Source organism: Bartonella sp. AA74HLJMH (assembly GCF_042197045.1).
In the GTDB taxonomy this organism is placed as follows: domain Bacteria; phylum Pseudomonadota; class Alphaproteobacteria; order Rhizobiales; family Rhizobiaceae; genus Bartonella.
In genome coordinates this window covers 1-17,273 of the sequence record NZ_JBHIRJ010000001.1, presented here as the reverse complement: position 1 = coordinate 17,273, position 17,273 = coordinate 1, and the positions used below count along the sequence as shown (strand labels likewise).

The window sequence follows — 17,273 nt, the reverse complement described above, 5'->3', positions numbered from 1 at the left end:
CTAATCTTATAAAATTCAGCATGAATTGGAACATCAATGGCTCTTACCATAGTCATGGTTTTATGACGTCTTATGCAGGCACGCTCATAATTTTCTTAAAAATGCAGGCAAATTATCTCTATTCCCAAAGTTCCTTTGTGTAATATTGTTTTCAATAGAAACAAAGCTTGTTCTATAAAGCTATTTTTTCCTAGCATTTACAGGATACATGGTTCATAAAATCATCTAAATTCATACTATTGTTGCACTATTTAGAGCAACAGAATGTTCAATCAATTTGTACTCTATTGATAATCTGCGTTGTTTTCTTTGCCATTTCTGATGTATTAAATACAATTTTGCATCTATTAAGTGCTCTGCCTAACATATATTTTAAGTAATGACAGTTGATTATTGAACTCAAACATCATACCAACGACTGCCAAACCAAAATGATCTTGCAAACCCTAGAGCTCTGCTATTTATAAACTGATACAATCTTCCAGCAGATGAAATGTGTTTCTTCCATCCGAATTATCGCCATTTTAGCTCATGTAACCCAATACAAATAGCTTTTAGATAAGCCATAATGCCCTCCTAATTGCTATTATCGCTTACTAAATTAAGAGGAATTAAATTATAAGTTTTACTCCTGTCTCATCTATCTATTTCTTCTATCAGTGCTGAAATATATTTTTTATTCCTAAATTCTCTTTTTATGACAAAATGTTATGCTAATATATGCACTTCATTTGAAAAGCTTTCTGATAGCTCAACTTTCAACACTACTCATTTTGTAGTATTGTGTAAAAATCTCTCTTTTTAATGTTATCATAAAGATCTTGAGGCAATTATATAAATTAAGCTACAGTTTTCTACTTTCTGTTGAAAAAGCAGCTATAGTTTTTATCAAAAAAGCTTTTTTCTAGGAAGTATTCTATGTACATTCAAATAGAGCCCTAAAGCCCTTTATTAAACCTTATAAAGTTCTTTGAAAATAATATTAATATCGTAATATAATCCTAAAAATAAAATCTGCCCTTTCCTTTTTCATCAAAAGCGGTAAGTAAATTACCGTATATCGCTTATATAAAGGGGAAAATGCAATGCTTAAAGAATTCAAAGAATTTGCCCTAAAAGGTAATATGATTGATCTTGCTATCGGTGTGATTATAGGGGGTGCTTTTGGTAGCTTGGTCAACTCAATTGTCAATGATATTTTTATGCCAATCATTGGGCTGATTACAGGTGGGATTGATTTTTCTAATATGTTTATTCAACTTGCTGGCGAAAAACAAGCAACATTGAGTGCCGCCAAAGCAGCTGGAGCAACCATTAGCTATGGACACTTTATTACTTTACTTATCAATTTTCTCATTATTGCTTGGGTTCTTTTTTTATTCGTTAAGGCTATGAATAAAATTCGTAGAAAAGAAGAAGAAAGCCCCCAAAAAACGTCTTTAGAAGAACAACTTTTAACAGAAATTAGAGATCTTTTGGCTAAAAAAAAATAATTTTATGCCAGATTTACATCATGGAACACGAGGAAAAAACATTTCCACAGTTGTTCCATGATTGGGTTTTGAGAACAGTAAAAATTGTCCCCCTCTTTCTTCCACCATTGCTTTACACATTGGGAGGCCTAAACCTGTTCCCATAAAAGCGCTATCACCAGATCGTCCATCTTTGCGCTCTACTTGACCATAAAGTTGCAGTGCCTGTATAATCTCTTCTTCGTTCATCCCTATACCATTATCACTCACTGAAATTTTTACACGTTCTTTTCTATAAGAAACGTGAACAATAATCTGTCCACCCAAAGGTGTAAAACGAATAGCATTGGAAAGAAGATTCCATATAATCTGGCGAAACACTTGTTGTGATACAGGAATAAATGGAACGTGAGGTGGAGCAACAATACGCATGATAATGCCGTTCTGATTGGCTTGAGTTTCAAGAAAAGCTATCGTCGCACGTAAACAAGATATTACATCAAATGTTTCAGAAATAAGGGAAGAATCAATCTGGTTATCGGAACCAGAATAATTTATCTTCGAGCACTCTAGTAATTGATTAATCAGCAATAATATATGTTTTCCAGAGGAAATAATATCGCGTAAATATCCATGATAGCGCTCATTTTCTATCGAACCAAAACGGCCTTCTCTCATAATTTCTGCAAAACCAATAAGAGCATTCAAAGGTGTTCGTATTTCATGAACAACTCCAACGATTTTATCCTCTTCTGCTTTTTTTTCTCCTGATGGAACTGTTTGTGTCCTATCACGCAACATAACAGCATAATTGCCTTGCTTTGCCAAAAATACAATCGTTATCAAAACGGTTATATTTTTATGATTTTTTGTCATTAAATCAGCGGTTTCACTGCGATTTAAAACCTGATTTTTTTCCTCCATACGGATTGATTTAAAATACTTTTCAACCAAAAGTCGGCTTTGCAAAGTAAATAATGAAGAGAATGGTTGTCCTCGTAGTTCATTTATTTCATAACCCATTAATGCTAAGGCTGCCCTACTCGCTGATTGAACAAAGCCCTCTTCATCCAACCATAAAACACCATCTGTTGCTGTATCCAACAATGATAAAACTGCAGCGGGCTCTTTTACGAGAGCTTGTTCTATAGCATTTACCGGCAATGTTTGTGCATATGGTAACTGAATAGCTGTTTCTTCAACTAAATTTTCTTCTTTTACCGATGAATTCAATTCATCACGCAATTGCTCTGCAATTTCACGAAAAGCTGAGCGTTCTATCTCCGTAAGACATGGCATTTCTGTTTCTAGCTTTTCATTTCTTTTTTCTTGGACTTTTTTTTGTATTTTTAAAACACCAAAGCCACGAAACCCCTTAAGCTGCTTTTTAACATCAAAAATTGGCAAAGCCGACAATTCAACATCAAGCCATTGTAAGCAACCATCAACAGGCCATTGAACAATCTCTTTACTCCAAGGCATAGCCGCTTCAATAAAACGACTGAGAACCAGATATCGATCATCATTAAATTGATGAGCAAGCTCATGAAAACTACACCCTAAAATAGAAGAAGAGAGAGGACCAACAACTTCAGCTAGCTCTTTTGAGACTTCACAAAACAAACCATTGTGATCGATTTCCCACGTAAAAGGCCGTGGCAAAAGCTCTGGTGTAAAACGAAAAGCTTCTTGCTGACATTTTAATTCATTTGTATTTAACTTTAACTCATCTGCTTTTAATGGCATAACTAAAACTAAAAAGTGTTGAATTTACTCTCAAATGAATAATGCTAATTTGTTTACAATTATCTATTCTGGTTAAAATAACTTGATATCTCATATCAATTGTCTGTAGCAAAATTTTGACTGTTTCATCAACAAAACAAGAATAAAAAGAAGCTTCCAGCTCTTGTTGCTTATTCACCCATTATGTAATAAATCTTGTTACAATAATGGTAACATCTCCCTCGCATAAATAGTACTCAAAAAGAATACACTTATTTTACACATTCATGCGCCTTTTTTGAAAAGATATCTCCCAAGATCCCCAAGCTTATTTTACGACGTCATCTGTAAATGGTGTAATGTAAAAGTCCCTATAGAGGATATCAAGGCATTGTGCATTACCATTTTTATACTTATAAAAGAGCTGGTTAGCACCATCATTATACTAATTTCAGCCCCTAATGTTACCAATAGTTCTCGGCATTTGAAGGCGTTCATAAGCAGCCTTTTTATTTTTTAACTTTTTTACTCCTACATTATTATGATACGCAAGAAAATGGTTTTAATTGTTTCAACAGAAACAGATTTGAAATGAGAAAATCTTACAATGTTTGAGACTTTTATTCACTGTGAATAATGATAAATTACTATAAATCAATATACTGCATTATCAAAATCTCTTTTTCAAATAAAGCTTCTCGTAAGAACATCTTTCTTGAGCCAATAATATCAAATGATAATAAATTCAGCGTGACGCTTTAAAGTATCCTATGCAACAGAACTTGCATATTGGGCATTTTTCTTATGATGCTCTCAATAATCTCCCAAAGATCTTTCTTTCATTAGAATCGCTACAAAAGAAAAAACAAAAAATACGCCACCGCACTATTTTATTAAAAAATTTCTCTGTAAAAAAGAGAACACAAATTATCTGTTTTCATATAAAGATTTGTTTAATTTCTTTATATTCCAGATCATTTAGAAATGTTAAAAACATCTCATAATCTCCTTTGATATCAGCTTGTTTACCTCATCAGAAGTCTTAATACAAAAGATCGCTTTTGCTTTATTACTCTCCATTTAAATTTTTAATATTATATAAAAAAATAAAACAAGCACATTTAAATAATAACTGTCAGATATTTAAAAAATTGCATATTTTTAAATGCGTTTGTTTATTTTCCTTCATTGAGTAAAATTTCACGTTTTCCAACATGATTAGCGGCTCCAACAATGCCTTTTTCTTCCATTCGCTCGACGAGAGAAGCTGCTTTATTATAGCCGATTGAAAGTCGGCGCTGAATATAAGATGTTGAACATTTTTTATCACGCATAACAATTTTTACAGCTTGGTTATAAAGTTCCTCACCCTCTTCATCAAAATTTTCTTCCTCAGAAATTTCAGCAGCTGAATCAGCAGAAGTATCCTCTTTGTTATCGTCTTCATTATCTGTTACCGTTGCTAAATAATCAGGTTTACCTTGCATTTTTAGATGTGCAACGATGGATTCAACTTCTTCATCAGAAACAAAAGGGCCATGAACGCGCACAATGCGTCCACCACCTGCCATATGAAGCATATCCCCCTGACCTAAAAGTGTTTCAGCACCTTGTTCACCCAAGATCGTACGACTATCAATTTTTGATGTTACTTGAAAAGAAATGCGGGTAGGAAAGTTCGCTTTAATTGTACCTGTGATAACATCAACAGAAGGACGTTGCGTTGCCATAATAAGATGAATACCTGCCGCACGCGCCATTTGCGCTAAGCGCTGAATAGCATTCTCTATCTCTTTCCCTGCCACCATCATAAGATCAGCCATCTCATCAACAATCACAACAATATAAGGAAGCTGCGTGAGATCCATGGCTTCTTCATGATAAAGCATTTCCCCTGTTTCCTTATCAAAACCCGACTGAACAGTACACATGATCGTTTCGCCTTTTTGAGCCGCAAGTGCAACGCGTGCATTAAAACCATCAATATTACGCACACCCAACTTAGCCATTTTGCGATAACGTTCTTCCATTTCACGAACAGCCCATTTTAAAGCTGTTACCGCTTTTTTGGGATCTGTTACAACAGGTGTTAAAAGATGTGGTATGCCATCATAAACAGAGAGCTCTAACATTTTAGGATCAACCATAATCAAACGACATTGCTTTGGTGTCATACGATAAAGAATCGACAAAATCATTGTATTAATTGCAACAGACTTGCCTGATCCTGTTGTTCCTGCAACCAATAAATGAGGCATTTTTGCTAATTCTGCAATGACCGGTTCACCATTAATCCCCTTCCCCAAAGCAAGAGCAAGTTTAAATTCACTTTCACGAAAAGAACGTGTTTGGATTAATTCCCGTAAATAAACGGTTTCACGAACCGCATTGGGTAACTCAATCCCGATAACATTACGTCCAGGAATTACAGCAACGCGTGTAGAAATAGCAGACATAGAACGCGCAATATCATCAGAAAGATTAATAACGCGCGATGACTTTACGCCCGCGGCGGGTTCAAATTCATACATTGTTACCACAGGCCCTGGATGAACATGGATAACTTCACCCTTAATGCCAAAATCTTCCAAAACACTTTCCAAAAGTCCAGCACCACGTTCTAATGTTTCTTGAGGAATCATCGTACCTTCATGAAAAACAGGTTCCTGTAATAAGTTGATCGGAGGAAATTCATAAACATCACAGTCAATAGATTGAATATTTTGCATAAAAGCAGAATCATAATTACCTAATGGCATACGAGTAGATTGCAATGTTTTAGTTTTACTGTTTGCTTGCATCACAGAAAAATCTTTTGAATTCTTTTTGACGGCTTTATTTATACAATCAACAGTATTATTGGCGACAATATTATTGGTATTTTCAGTCTCTATACTAGCTCCTGCATCACTTAACGCCCCTGTATTACTTAACGTATGAGCAGAATCTTCAACAGAAAGCTTAGAATGACACTCTTTAGTAGTATCATTATTTGTATGCATTAAATCAGAAATTTTCTCAACACCTCGCATCCTTTCCGCTGGAGATTCTGATGTAATTGAATCATAGAGTTGTGGAAAGCGGTATTCAAGAACACGGTAAAGAGCAGTTATTGACTCATCAAAGGCTGTGGGAATATCCGGTGTGAGTTCATTTGTCGTGTCAAGTGATGTTCTATCCTCTTTTGAAGTTTGAGTCTCCACATGTTCAAATATCAAAGATTCACACTCAAAAAATGCATCATCGGAAAGATGCAAAGCAGGTTTTATTTTTTGTAGCACATTTTCCACTTGTAATTTACGTTCTTGTTTATCCTCCTCAAGTGGAATATTTGCTGACGGCATACGAGTAGTTTGACGTGACAACTGCTTCAAAACCGTTGAATGACAAACTGATGTTTTATTCTCTATTGATTGAGGATTAATGACTTTTTTTGTCGAAAGAATATTTGTTGTTTTCTTGTTACAACGTACAATATCTGTATCTGTAATTTTTTTTTGATCTTGCTTCGTAAAAATTTTAAACTGTTTTGCAAAAACTGGATCTGTTTCTATACGACGACGCAAAATCTCAACTTCTGGGGTTCTCGTGAAACGGACGTTTTTTCCGAGGGCAAATGCCTTTTTCCACACTTCCGGATAAGGAAATATCTCAGTAATCTTAACAGATAAATCTTCTCTTGATGCACCTTTTGTACCATCATCAGAAAAAGAAGACGTAGAAATAGATTTTGTTTTCGAATTATGCATGGCACCCAACAAATTTATAGCAATGAGAAAAATAACCTTTTCAAAAAGAATTCGTAGAAACTATCATACGAAGGTTAATAACCTTTTGCTGATGGTTACTTTTTAATGAAAAAAATAATGCCATAATGCATATTCATAATCTGCCTTTTGCATATTTACGATATAAATTGCTCAGTTTATGGTGTCATAGAGCTCGTATTTCATTTGTTTTGAAGAAAACTTCATGATAAAAAAGCTTCAAGAAAATTGTCTATGCCTCTCTTTCTCTCCCTTTGCATAAGAGAAACTAGTCTCAATAATACAATGAGCATTGCTCTATTGAATTCTCCATGCTCAATTATCACGATATAATCTAATTTCTCGCGTTTTTATAAGATTACCCTTGTTATCCTCGTTTAAAAAGGCTTAGACTAAGACAATCATAATTACATAAATACAAATAGAAAAAAGGGAGTGAATTATGTTTAATAAACGGAAATTTTATATCAATGGTCTATGGGATGAGCCAAGCATTCCTCACGATTTTGACGTCATTAATCCATCAACAGAGGAGGCTTGTGCTGTCATTAGCCTTGGAAGTACAAAAGATGCCGATAAAGCAATTAATGCGGCTAAAGAAGCGTTTCAAAAATGGAAAACAACGTCACCAAATGAGCGTCTTGGATTTGTTGAAAAAATTCTAGAGATCTACGAAAAACGTTCCAAAGACATGGCAAAAACCATTTCAATGGAAATGGGAGCACCAATTGATATGGCGCTTAATGCGCAAACTGCAACCGGAAGTTCCCATATTCGCAATTTTATCGAAGCTTATAAAGAGTTTTCGTTCCAAGAAACTTTAATAAAGGGAAATGAGCAAGCAATCCTTCACTACGATCCTATCGGCGTCGTAGGATTAATTACGCCATGGAATTGGCCCATGAATCAAGTAACTCTTAAAGTTATTCCTGCTCTCTTGGCTGGCTGTACCATGGTGTTAAAGCCCTCTGAAATTGCGCCTCTTTCTGCTATGCTTTTTGCTGAATTTTTAGATGAAGCCGCACTTCCAGCCGGTGTTTTTAATTTAATCAATGGTGATGGTGCGACTGTCGGCTCTTACCTCTCTGCACATCCAGATTTAGAAATGATCAGCTTTACTGGTTCAACTAGAGCAGGAAAAGATATTTCTAAAAATGCCAGCGCTACTTTAAAAAGAGTCTGTCTGGAACTTGGCGGAAAAGGAGCGAATATTATCTTTGCTGATGCCGACTCAGATGCTATTCAACGTGGTGCACGACATTGCTTTTATAATAGTGGACAAAGTTGTAATGCACCGACTCGTATGCTTGTGGAACAGAGCATCTATGACAAAGCCGTGAAAATAGCCAAGGATATTGCAGAAACAACAAAAGTAGGACCAAACTGCCAAGAAGGAAATCATATTGGGCCCGTTGTTTCAAAAAAACAATATGATAAAATTCAAGACCTTATCCAATCGGGAATTGATGAAGGTGCAACTCTTGTTGCAGGCGGGACTGGTTTACCAAAAGGAATGGAACGCGGTTATTATGTCCGTCCAACAGTCTTTGCTGATGTAAAACCTCATATGCGTATTTTTAAAGAAGAAATCTTTGGTCCAGTTCTCTCGATTCTTTCTTTTAGTACAGAAGAAGAAGCCGTCGCTTTAGCGAATGAGACTGAGTATGGTCTTACAAACTATATTCAATCACAAGATCGCAACAAATATCGTCGTATTGCGGCACAAGTACGCTCTGGTATGGTAGAAGTTAATGGACATGGATTACCCAGTGGAAGCTACTTTGGAGGTGTAAAATTTTCTGGGCGCGCTCGTGAAGGAGGACATTGGGGAATTAAAGAATTTCTCGATAGTAAAGCAATTTCGTACTGGTAAAATCTTATTAAAAACTTAATAGGAATCGTATGGTAATACAGAAAATAACGGATGAAGGTGCTCTTGGGCAACGTCTTGATCAGTGGCTCGCAAAACAATATCATGATGTGCTCTCACGTTCGCGTTTGCAAACCCTCATCCGTGAAGGCTGTCTTAAAATTGATGGTCAATTCATAAAGGAACCAAAAACAAAATTAAAACCTAACCAAATAATTGAATTGGAAATGCCGGACCTTCGTGATGCAGAACCTAGCGCTGAAGCCATTGCATTGGACATTCTTTTTGAAGATGATCATATCATTGTTATTAACAAACCAGCTGGTCTTGTTGTTCATCCTGGGAATGGAAATTGGACCGGTACATTGGTTAATGCCCTTATTTACCACTGTGGGAATAGTTTATCTGGTATAGGTGGTGTTAAACGCCCTGGTATTGTCCATCGTCTTGATAAAAATACAAGCGGTGTTATGGTTGTTGCAAAAAATGATCTAGCTCATAAAAGTCTCAGTGCTCAATTTTCTGATCATGGACGTACCTGCGCATTAGATCGACGCTACCATGCCTTGATTTGGGGAACACCTCAGCGCAATGTCTGGACAATTGATGCATCACTTGGCCGTTCGCCCTATAACCGGACAAAGCAAGCTGTCATCCATAACCAAAACCCTTATGCTCGTCATGCTGTTACACATGTTTCTCTGCTTGAAAAATATGGCTCTCATGCAGACTCAACATCTTTTGCTAGCCTTCTGGAATGTCGCTTGGAAACTGGACGCACCCATCAAATCCGTGTTCATATGACTCATATAGGGCATCCACTCATAGGCGATACAGTTTATGGAAACGCTTTTAAAACAAAATCAAACATATTCAACCCCACTATTAGAAATGCAATCGATCAATTCAACCGACATGCACTCCATGCTGCAAGTCTTACTTTTGAACATCCTTCTACCGGTAAAGTTATGTCGTTTTCCGCACCACTGCCTCAAGATATGGCTAAACTTATTGAGCTTTTTAAAAAAATGAATTGAAACTTTTCCCCTTCTCAAGATTTCACAATAAAATATCTTTTTTTGAACAAAATTGAAAAATATGCTAAAGTGAGGTTATGAGGATAGTTAGCTATCTAAAACATAGAATTTGCCTTATCAGGGAATTCAGACAAAAGGAGGGTGCTATATGGCCCATATGAATTTATTATCAGTAATGACAGGTGATGGTGGTTTAAACCGTTACTTGGAAGAAGTGCGTCGTTTTCCAATGCTTGAGCCAAAAGAAGAGTATATGTTAGCTCAGCGTTACCGTGAGCATAATGATCTAAAAGCTGCGCATAGGCTAGTAACCAGCCATTTGCGTCTCGTAGCTAAAATCGCGATGGGATATCGGGGCTACGGACTTCCCATTGGGGAAGTCATTTCAGAAGGCAATGTTGGACTCATGCAAGCTGTTAAACGTTTCGAACCAGAGCGGGGTTTTCGTCTTGCAACCTATGCAATATGGTGGATTAAAGCGTCAATCCAAGAATATGTATTGCGCTCTTGGAGTTTGGTGAAAATGGGGACAACAGCTAATCAAAAGCGCTTGTTTTTCAACCTTCGTAAGTTAAAAAGTAAACTTCAAGCACTTGATAGTGGTGATCTCAATGCAGAACAAGTGAAAGAAATTGCAACCCAGTTGAATGTCACAGAAGATGAAGTTGTATCAATGAATCGTAGGCTTGGTGGTGACACTTCACTCAACGCACCAATTCGAACAAAAGAAGGGGAAAACAGTGAGTTGCAAGATTGGTTGGTGGATGAATCTAACGATCAAGAACAAATTTTGATTGAAAAAAGTGAATTAGAAAATCGCCGTTCCATGCTCATAAATGCCATGGACAATCTCAATGAACGCGAAAAGCGTATATTTAAAGCGCGTCGTTTAAACGATGTACCACTAACCCTAGAAGAACTCTCTGGTGAATTTAATATTAGTCGAGAACGAGTAAGACAAATTGAAATGCGTGCATTTGAAAAAGTGCAAAACTCTATCAAAGATTCTACTTTATCTCAAAGTCAAGTATAAAACCTAGAGTTAAGTATAAAGCCAATGGTTTGCACATTCTTTAAATGTGAAAATGAAAAAAAGCATGCCTTGGCTTTATACTTGTAAATTAGCCTATCGAATTCTTTAAGTTATTGATATGTAAAGCTTTATTGAATATATTTGGTATATAATTGATAAAGACGGTCGTAGAAAATTCTTCACAGCCGTTTATTCTTTTGCATCTATGTTTTATTTTTTTGACCAAGAACTGTTAACTTATCTTGTTGTGCAAGCCATTGTCCAATAACTTCATTAAAAATAGACTTACCTGTTGGTCCTTTTGCAAAGGTTAATTCACTTATACGCCCGTTTTTATCCGTTAACACCAAACGCATCCAATCTAATTCTCGCATCAATTGTAAATTTCGATCAAGAAATGGATGATTTCCACTCAATGCGACAAGAAAAAAGTCATCGTTAATCTTTGCAGCAATGGTTCTTGTTAAAGCCTGTCCAATGGATTGTTCACTTGCTTTAAAGGTTAATGCTTGAACATTGCTTATAGCTTTACCTGAAAATTTATCAGAAAGAATAAAAACAAGGTCCATAATATATGCAGCAGGAAATGACTGATCGGTATTACGACGTAAAATTAACCGTAATGATACCCCTTCATCAGGAATTGTTATATCACCTTGTATAGTTGTTTCTTCTGGAGCCCCCTTCACTTGAGATTCTTTTATAAGCGTCCAGCGAGCACTTCCCGTTGCTATCTTTTCTGCATCATAATTTGTACGTGCTTGATAGAAAACAGCTTCACCTGATTTTTCAAGCGATTGCAAATTGCTATCAACAACTGTTGAGAGTACTTCTTCATCCGAAGAATCTATCGCTTGTTTTAAACCAACATCAATTTCACTTCCATCCTCTAATAAGCGTTGTGTTAACTTTCTCTTAATTGGAAAAGCCTTTGGTACTCTGTGAGAAGCTTGAAGATTTTCTTCTAAAAACTGATGATCATTTGATACAAATACACGCTCACCAACAAAAAAAATACCAACAAGTAAAACAACAAAACTAACAACAGAAACAGCACTTATCACAATACGCCTTTGCACTAACGATTTATTAGCACGACGTAAAGCCTGAGAAAAAATGTGCGAAACAATATGCGGATTATCTTCCTGCGAAGGAGAAATCTTTAACACACTGCTATTAACATGCTGAGAAGGCACATCAGCCTCCATATTAACAGGCTCTGCATCTGGTATATCTGATACACAAAGCTCAACAAATACCTTGTTATCCTTTGAACGTGTAACAAAATCTTGCTTTCTTTTTATGTTTACCTCTGACAATTCATTATTTTTTGGTAATATAGTTTTTTTTGTAACTTTCTTATCTTCATTTATATTTGTGGGATTCCACCCAATAACTGAAGAAAGCCGTTTCTTTTCAACTGCTAAATATTCTCCTTCAACAGTTGCAATAGAACTTTGAAGAATCTTTCTTTGTTCATCCGCTATTGCTTGTGGTATTTTTGCTGTTACAAATTGATGTTCTAGTGTTTCGGTAGCCCGCTTATAAATCCGCTTACGCACTTGTGGTGTAATATTATTTTGTGCATTAATTGTCTTTTTTAAGATTCCAACGAAATCTACCATTTCCTCTATAATCTCTCTTAAACTGAGAAAAATCAATAGTAAAGCCAAAAAACTTTATTTTAGCCTTCTAAATTGGTTGCCATTTAATATTGGTACAACTATTGCAATAATGTAAAATGAATATGAAAAATAAACAATGCTATTTTGCACCTTTCTTTTACGTGCTCTTAAAAACTTTTTTTGTAAAAAGATACAAAAACGAACAGAGAGCATATATAGAAATCTAAAAACAATAATCAATTAACAAAGGGATCCGTAATAAGAATAGTATCTTCACGCTCTGGACTTGTGGATAATAAAGCCACTTTTGTATTAATCAGTTCTTCAATATAGCGTATATATTTAATAGCCTGCACTGGTAAATCTTCCCACCTCAATGCATGTGCTGTTTCTTCCTTCCAACCTTCTAATGTTGCATAAATAGGCTTCACCCGATCCTGAGCTCCCATGGAAGAAGGTAAATAATCAATCCTTTTACCATCAAGCTCATAACCAATACAAATTTTTATTTCATCCAAACCATCTAAAACATCAAGTTTTGTCAATGCTATACCTTGAACACCGCAAATTGTTACCATCTGACGTACTAAGACAGCATCAAACCAACCACATCGACGCTTTCGACCCGTTACAACACCAAATTCATGTCCACGCACTCCTAGAAATTCACCAATATCATTTATCTGCTCTGTCGGGAACGGCCCTTCTCCAACGCGTGTAGTATAAGCTTTTGCAATACCCAAAACATAATGAATTGCATCAGGTCCCATCCCCGAACCTGTACATGCTTGCCCAGCAACTGTATTAGATGACGTTACATAAGGATAAGTTCCAAAATCATTATCTAATAAAGCACCTTGCGCACCTTCAAAAAGAATGTGTTTCCCTCCTCGATAACCTTCATCTAAAAGACGCCACGTACAATCCATAAAGGGCAAAATTTTATCCGCAACTTGCATCAATTCATCATAAAGTGCTCGAGAATCAATCTCTGAAACACCCATCCCACGACGCAAAGCATTATGATGCCTCAAAAGCCGCTCAATCTTAGCCATAAGTGTATCTTTTTCTGCTAAATCCATCACTCGGATAGCACGACGTCCCACCTTATCTTCATAAGCCGGTCCAATACCGCGCTTTGTTGTACCAATCTTTAAACCAGATAAACCGCTTTCTCGAATTGCATCAAGATCACGATGCAAAGAAAGAATCAAAGGAGCATTTTCAGCAATACGCAAAATTTCTGGTGTGATTTTTACACCCTGATTACATAGTTTTTTTACTTCTGCAACAAAATGATGAGGGTCAACAACAACACCATTACCAATAATTGATAACTTGCCACGCACTAAACCAGACGGTAAAAGTGATAATTTATAACTGACTCCATCAACAACCAATGTATGGCCAGCATTATGCCCCCCCTGATATCTCACCACGATATCTGCTCGCTCAGACAACCAATCTACAATTTTACCTTTGCCTTCATCACCCCATTGTGTACCGACAACAACTACATTGGCCATAACTTTCTCCGTCGTGTTTGGTCAAAAAAACCAGCATTCAAAAACAAACTCTTCTTTATAACGAAACCTTAGAGCAAGTGCGACTCCTCATTTCAGATTTTTCTCAATCTTCAAGTGATTAAATTTTCAAATTTATGATAATAAAGATAAGCAAGTACCCAAATATTCTCAATCTGTCATTTTCGCTACAAAAAGTAAAAACATTAGAGATTTTAATTTGTGCGTATCCAACACCTGACAAAGCATTCATTCCCCGTCTTAATCTTTTACAATTCATGTAATATTTAGAGGCTGTTTGTCTGATACAAGAATACGAAAGATCATCATAATCTCTCGTATCCTTTTTTGTTTAAAAACACGTTGTGAAAATCACCAGTAATTATTTAAAGCTGTGCTTTTTCAACTTGGAACGCCCACTCAAGCCATTGTGTTAAAATTTCAAGATCGGAAGCCTCAATTGTTATACCCGCCCAAATTCGAAGCCCAGGAGGAGCATCGCGATACGAACCGATATCATAAGCAACCCCTTCCTCATCAAGACGCTTCACAACCGCTTTTATAAAAGATACTCGCCTTTCCGTATCCAAAGCAGTAATCACTGGATCCACAATATCTAAACAAATAGCGGTGTTAGAACGCACTTCAGGATCTTTTGCCAAATATTCTAACCATGGCGTTTTGCGAACAAAAGCATCAAGTACAGAAAAATTTTTCTCAACCCGTGCTCTTAATGCCGCTGCACCTCCTAGAGATTTTGCCCACTTCAACCCATCAAGGAAATCCTCAACACAAAGCATAGAAGGTGTATTGATGATCTTTCCTTTAAAAATATCTTCGTTCAATTTTCCATTTTTTGTCATATAGAAAAGTTGGGGCATAGGCCAAGCTGGAACATGATTCTCAAGCCTCTCAACAGCACGAGGACTTAAAATCACCATACCATGTGCAGCCTCACCTCCCAAAACTTTCTGCCATGAAAAAGTAACAACATCTAATTTTGAAAAATCAAGATATTGCGCAAAAGCTGCCGATGTTGCATCACAAATGGTCAATCCAGCCCGCTTATGCGGAATGAAATCCGCATTAGGAATACGCACACCAGAAGTTGTCCCATTCCATGTAAAAACAACATCCCGATCAAAGTCAAGTTGTGTTAAATCTGGTATTTCACCATAAGGAGCTTCAAAACGACGCACATCAGAAAGCTTTAATTGCTCGACAACATCTTTATTCCACCCAAACCCAAAACTTTCCCACGCTGCCATATCAATGCCACGCTCACCTAATAGAGACCATAGAGCAGCCTCAACAGCACCGGTATCTGATCCTGGCATAATTCCTATACGATGATCAGAAGGAACCTCAAGAATCTCACGGGTTAAATTAACAACTTCAGCAAGTTTTAATTCTGCTTCTCTAGATCTATGTGAACGCCCAACTAATGCATTTTTAAGAACATCAAGAGTCCAACCAGGCCGTTTGCTACAAGGACCTGAAGAAAAATTAGTATTATTGGGACGATTACTTGGTTTTTGTAACATTATCATTATTTCTCCCCTTTTAGATGTTTTTCTTTCTTTATAAAGAAAAACAAATTATTATAAAGACTAATCAATAATCTTTTTAGAAAAAAGTCAAAAATGTTGTCTCTTATTTCGTATGCTTAGAATTTAGGGAAACTTTATAAAAAAATCTTTCTTAATCATTCTTCTCGATCGATTCTTTTAATTTTTTTCGTATCACCACCACGATAAGACAGCATTCTAATAACAATACACTAAAGTGTCCAATATACCTATCAAATTTATTTTATGATAAAGATTCATTGATAACGCTCTAGAATAGGGAGGTAAACTTATTAAAAAATCAATTATTTTTCTTTTGATGACTGGACAGAGAAAATTTTAATGTTATAACCGCAAACGCTTTATGTTTTTTTGAAGCATGCCCAGATAGCTCAGTTGGTAGAGCAGCGGACTGAAAATCCGCGTGTCCGTGGTTCGAATCCGCGTCTGGGCACCACTTTTTGTGTTTAAAATATTGAAATATATAGTTTTTTTCTTTAAATAGCTATTTTCAGACCACCTTTTAGACCACCTTCTACAGTTTATATAATTTTACCTAATTTGTTCTTATTTGCTCCTTATTTTTCTTTGGAGTGAAGTCTAAGATCTCTTTTTTTCTCCATCTCACTGCTCTTCCCAGCTTATAAGGTTGGGGAAACTCTCCTTGAAGCACCCAATTGCGAATCGTTGTTGTAGATACACTAAAAAGCTGTGCACACTCACGTGTCGTTACATATCTATCTCCATCATCAAATATCATCTCATTACCTTTCTCTTTTTTATATTAATTAAATGGGTGGGAGTGCTGGGAGGAGAGAGCACCCCCATAGGTTTAAGCAGCTTTTGTCAAAATCTTTTGCATCTCTTGTTCTATTTCCCCTAAAAAGATTTCGACCGCTTTATTAATCTCTTCAATGTGTTCCTCATCGCGGAGGATGCGTTTGATTTTCATTCTCAAACCAGTAGATTTGCCTACAAAGTTTGGATTATAGCTCATGAAATCACACCATTTGCGTCCAGTGCATGCCATTTGGAATTGCATTTGTGCATGATATTCTGGTTTGATTTCGTCATACATAAAGAAGCGCAAATGCGTGGTTGATTGTGGACATTTGACTTCGATTAAACCGTCCTCTCCAATGAACCCATCAGGACTTGCACCAGCCATTTTCATTTTTGGGTGGGGGATAAACCCGCATCTTGTGACTTCTGCGTCATAAATGAATTCATATTCTCTTAAGGCATTCTCTTCATGTTCAATGCCCCATTGCATAGCAGGTGTTGTATAAGATTGGCTTATTTCCCCTATTAAGCGTTCTGTCATGAGTTTCGTTTTGTAATCTTCATATTTGCTTGTAGGCAAACCTTTTGCTGTCTTACTGAGTACGTTGTAAACGTTTGAAGCAGTGACTTTACCTAAGCGCGCTTGAAACCATTCTGCTGTTCTTTGCTCCATTTCACACCGCCGTTTGTTGCTCTTGTGGTGGTAAGGATTGTTGTGCTTTATTCATTTGCTTTCGTTGCTTTTTTTTCAAAGAAAACAAAGCGGTTTGTGCTTGTTTATAAGACATATCTGTTAGATTTTTTACTCCTATGAAAGAGAGAAGCCTACTTTCTTCAGATTGTGTTTTTTTAATTAATTCTTTGATTTCA

General features: G+C 36.4%; 11 protein-coding genes, 1 tRNA gene and 1 pseudogene. 5 read left to right on the top strand and 8 right to left on the bottom strand.

Annotated elements, in window-relative coordinates:
* Positions 1-1,085 precede the first annotated feature (1,085 nt).
* A complete protein-coding gene (gene mscL, locus ACFINH_RS00065; RefSeq protein ID WP_375631502.1) occupies positions 1,086-1,493 on the top strand; it encodes a large conductance mechanosensitive channel protein MscL in 408 nt (135 codons plus the stop codon).
* An 18-nt stretch (positions 1,494-1,511) separates the two neighbouring features.
* On the opposite strand, the gene ACFINH_RS00060 is transcribed toward mscL, so the two are convergent.
* Together ACFINH_RS00060 and ACFINH_RS00055 are read right to left on the bottom strand one after the other, a co-directional pair.
* A complete protein-coding gene (locus ACFINH_RS00060) occupies positions 1,512-3,218 on the bottom strand; it encodes an ATP-binding protein (protein ID WP_375631500.1) in 1,707 nt (568 codons plus the stop codon).
* A 1,154-nt stretch (positions 3,219-4,372) separates the two neighbouring features.
* Positions 4,373-6,946 carry a DNA translocase FtsK gene (locus tag ACFINH_RS00055; RefSeq protein ID WP_375631498.1) on the bottom strand — a complete coding sequence of 858 codons (2,574 nt, stop codon included), beginning with the start codon at positions 6,944-6,946 and terminating at the stop codon, positions 4,373-4,375.
* Between the two features lie 460 nt (positions 6,947-7,406).
* Here ACFINH_RS00055 and ACFINH_RS00050 point away from each other — a divergent pair, with 460 nt between their 5' ends.
* From ACFINH_RS00050 to rpoH, 3 genes are all read left to right on the top strand, one after another.
* A complete protein-coding gene (locus tag ACFINH_RS00050; protein WP_375631496.1) occupies positions 7,407-8,837 on the top strand; it encodes an aldehyde dehydrogenase family protein in 1,431 nt (476 codons plus the stop codon).
* 29 nt (positions 8,838-8,866) lie between these two features.
* A complete protein-coding gene (locus ACFINH_RS00045; protein WP_375629611.1) occupies positions 8,867-9,871 on the top strand; it encodes an RluA family pseudouridine synthase in 1,005 nt (334 codons plus the stop codon).
* 148 nt (positions 9,872-10,019) lie between these two features.
* On the top strand, positions 10,020-10,904 hold the full coding sequence (rpoH, locus tag ACFINH_RS00040) for an RNA polymerase sigma factor RpoH (protein ID WP_375618560.1): 885 nt from the start codon (positions 10,020-10,022) through the stop codon (positions 10,902-10,904).
* A gap of 203 nt (positions 10,905-11,107) precedes the next feature.
* Here the strand turns inward: rpoH and ACFINH_RS00035 are convergent, their stop codons facing one another.
* The 3 genes from ACFINH_RS00035 to ACFINH_RS00025 all read right to left on the bottom strand — a co-directional run bounded on the left by ACFINH_RS00035 (position 11,108) and on the right by ACFINH_RS00025 (position 15,602).
* On the bottom strand, positions 11,108-12,529 hold the full coding sequence (locus tag ACFINH_RS00035; protein WP_375631495.1) for a hypothetical protein: 1,422 nt from the start codon (positions 12,527-12,529) through the stop codon (positions 11,108-11,110).
* A 236-nt stretch (positions 12,530-12,765) separates the two neighbouring features.
* Entirely contained in the window at positions 12,766-14,055 is a 1,290-nt protein-coding gene (locus ACFINH_RS00030; protein WP_375612054.1) for an adenylosuccinate synthase, read from the bottom strand.
* A 383-nt stretch (positions 14,056-14,438) separates the two neighbouring features.
* The gene (locus ACFINH_RS00025; protein ID WP_375612053.1) at positions 14,439-15,602 is read right to left on the bottom strand and encodes a phosphoserine transaminase; all 1,164 of its coding nucleotides are present in this window, start codon (positions 15,600-15,602) and stop codon (positions 14,439-14,441) included.
* A gap of 399 nt (positions 15,603-16,001) precedes the next feature.
* On the opposite strand from ACFINH_RS00025, the gene ACFINH_RS00020 reads away from it, so the two are divergent.
* Positions 16,002-16,077: transfer RNA gene (locus ACFINH_RS00020), tRNA-Phe, on the top strand.
* 99 nt (positions 16,078-16,176) lie between these two features.
* On the opposite strand, the gene ACFINH_RS00015 is transcribed toward ACFINH_RS00020, so the two are convergent.
* The 3 genes and pseudogenes from ACFINH_RS00015 to ACFINH_RS00005 all read right to left on the bottom strand — a co-directional run.
* Positions 16,177-16,380, bottom strand: a complete 204-nt coding sequence (locus tag ACFINH_RS00015) for a helix-turn-helix transcriptional regulator (RefSeq protein ID WP_375631494.1) — start codon at positions 16,378-16,380, stop codon at positions 16,177-16,179.
* Positions 16,381-16,452: 72 nt separating this feature from the next.
* Positions 16,453-17,076, bottom strand: a complete 624-nt coding sequence (locus ACFINH_RS00010) for a lambda exonuclease family protein (RefSeq protein WP_375631491.1) — start codon at positions 17,074-17,076, stop codon at positions 16,453-16,455.
* Between the two features lies 1 nt (position 17,077).
* A pseudogene (locus ACFINH_RS00005) lies at positions 17,078-17,273 on the bottom strand (recombinase); the annotation flags it as partial.

Bases quoted from the DNA above. Each gene is read 5' to 3' on its own strand.
- ACFINH_RS00030 (WP_375612054.1), bottom strand. From the start codon at position 14,055: ATGGCCAATGTAGTTGTTGTCGGTACACAATGGGGTGATGAAGGCAAA.
- ACFINH_RS00055 (WP_375631498.1), bottom strand. From the start codon at position 6,946: ATGCATAATTCGAAAACAAAATCTATTTCTACGTCTTCTTTTTCTGAT.
- ACFINH_RS00025 (WP_375612053.1), bottom strand. From the start codon at position 15,602: ATGATAATGTTACAAAAACCAAGTAATCGTCCCAATAATACTAATTTT.
- mscL (WP_375631502.1), top strand. From the start codon at position 1,086: ATGCTTAAAGAATTCAAAGAATTTGCCCTAAAAGGTAATATGATTGAT.
- rpoH (WP_375618560.1), top strand. From the start codon at position 10,020: ATGGCCCATATGAATTTATTATCAGTAATGACAGGTGATGGTGGTTTA.
- ACFINH_RS00015 (WP_375631494.1), bottom strand. From the start codon at position 16,380: ATGATATTTGATGATGGAGATAGATATGTAACGACACGTGAGTGTGCA.
- ACFINH_RS00050 (WP_375631496.1), top strand. From the start codon at position 7,407: ATGTTTAATAAACGGAAATTTTATATCAATGGTCTATGGGATGAGCCA.
- ACFINH_RS00010 (WP_375631491.1), bottom strand. From the start codon at position 17,076: ATGGAGCAAAGAACAGCAGAATGGTTTCAAGCGCGCTTAGGTAAAGTC.
- ACFINH_RS00035 (WP_375631495.1), bottom strand. From the start codon at position 12,529: ATGGTAGATTTCGTTGGAATCTTAAAAAAGACAATTAATGCACAAAAT.
- ACFINH_RS00060 (WP_375631500.1), bottom strand. From the start codon at position 3,218: ATGCCATTAAAAGCAGATGAGTTAAAGTTAAATACAAATGAATTAAAA.
- ACFINH_RS00045 (WP_375629611.1), top strand. From the start codon at position 8,867: ATGGTAATACAGAAAATAACGGATGAAGGTGCTCTTGGGCAACGTCTT.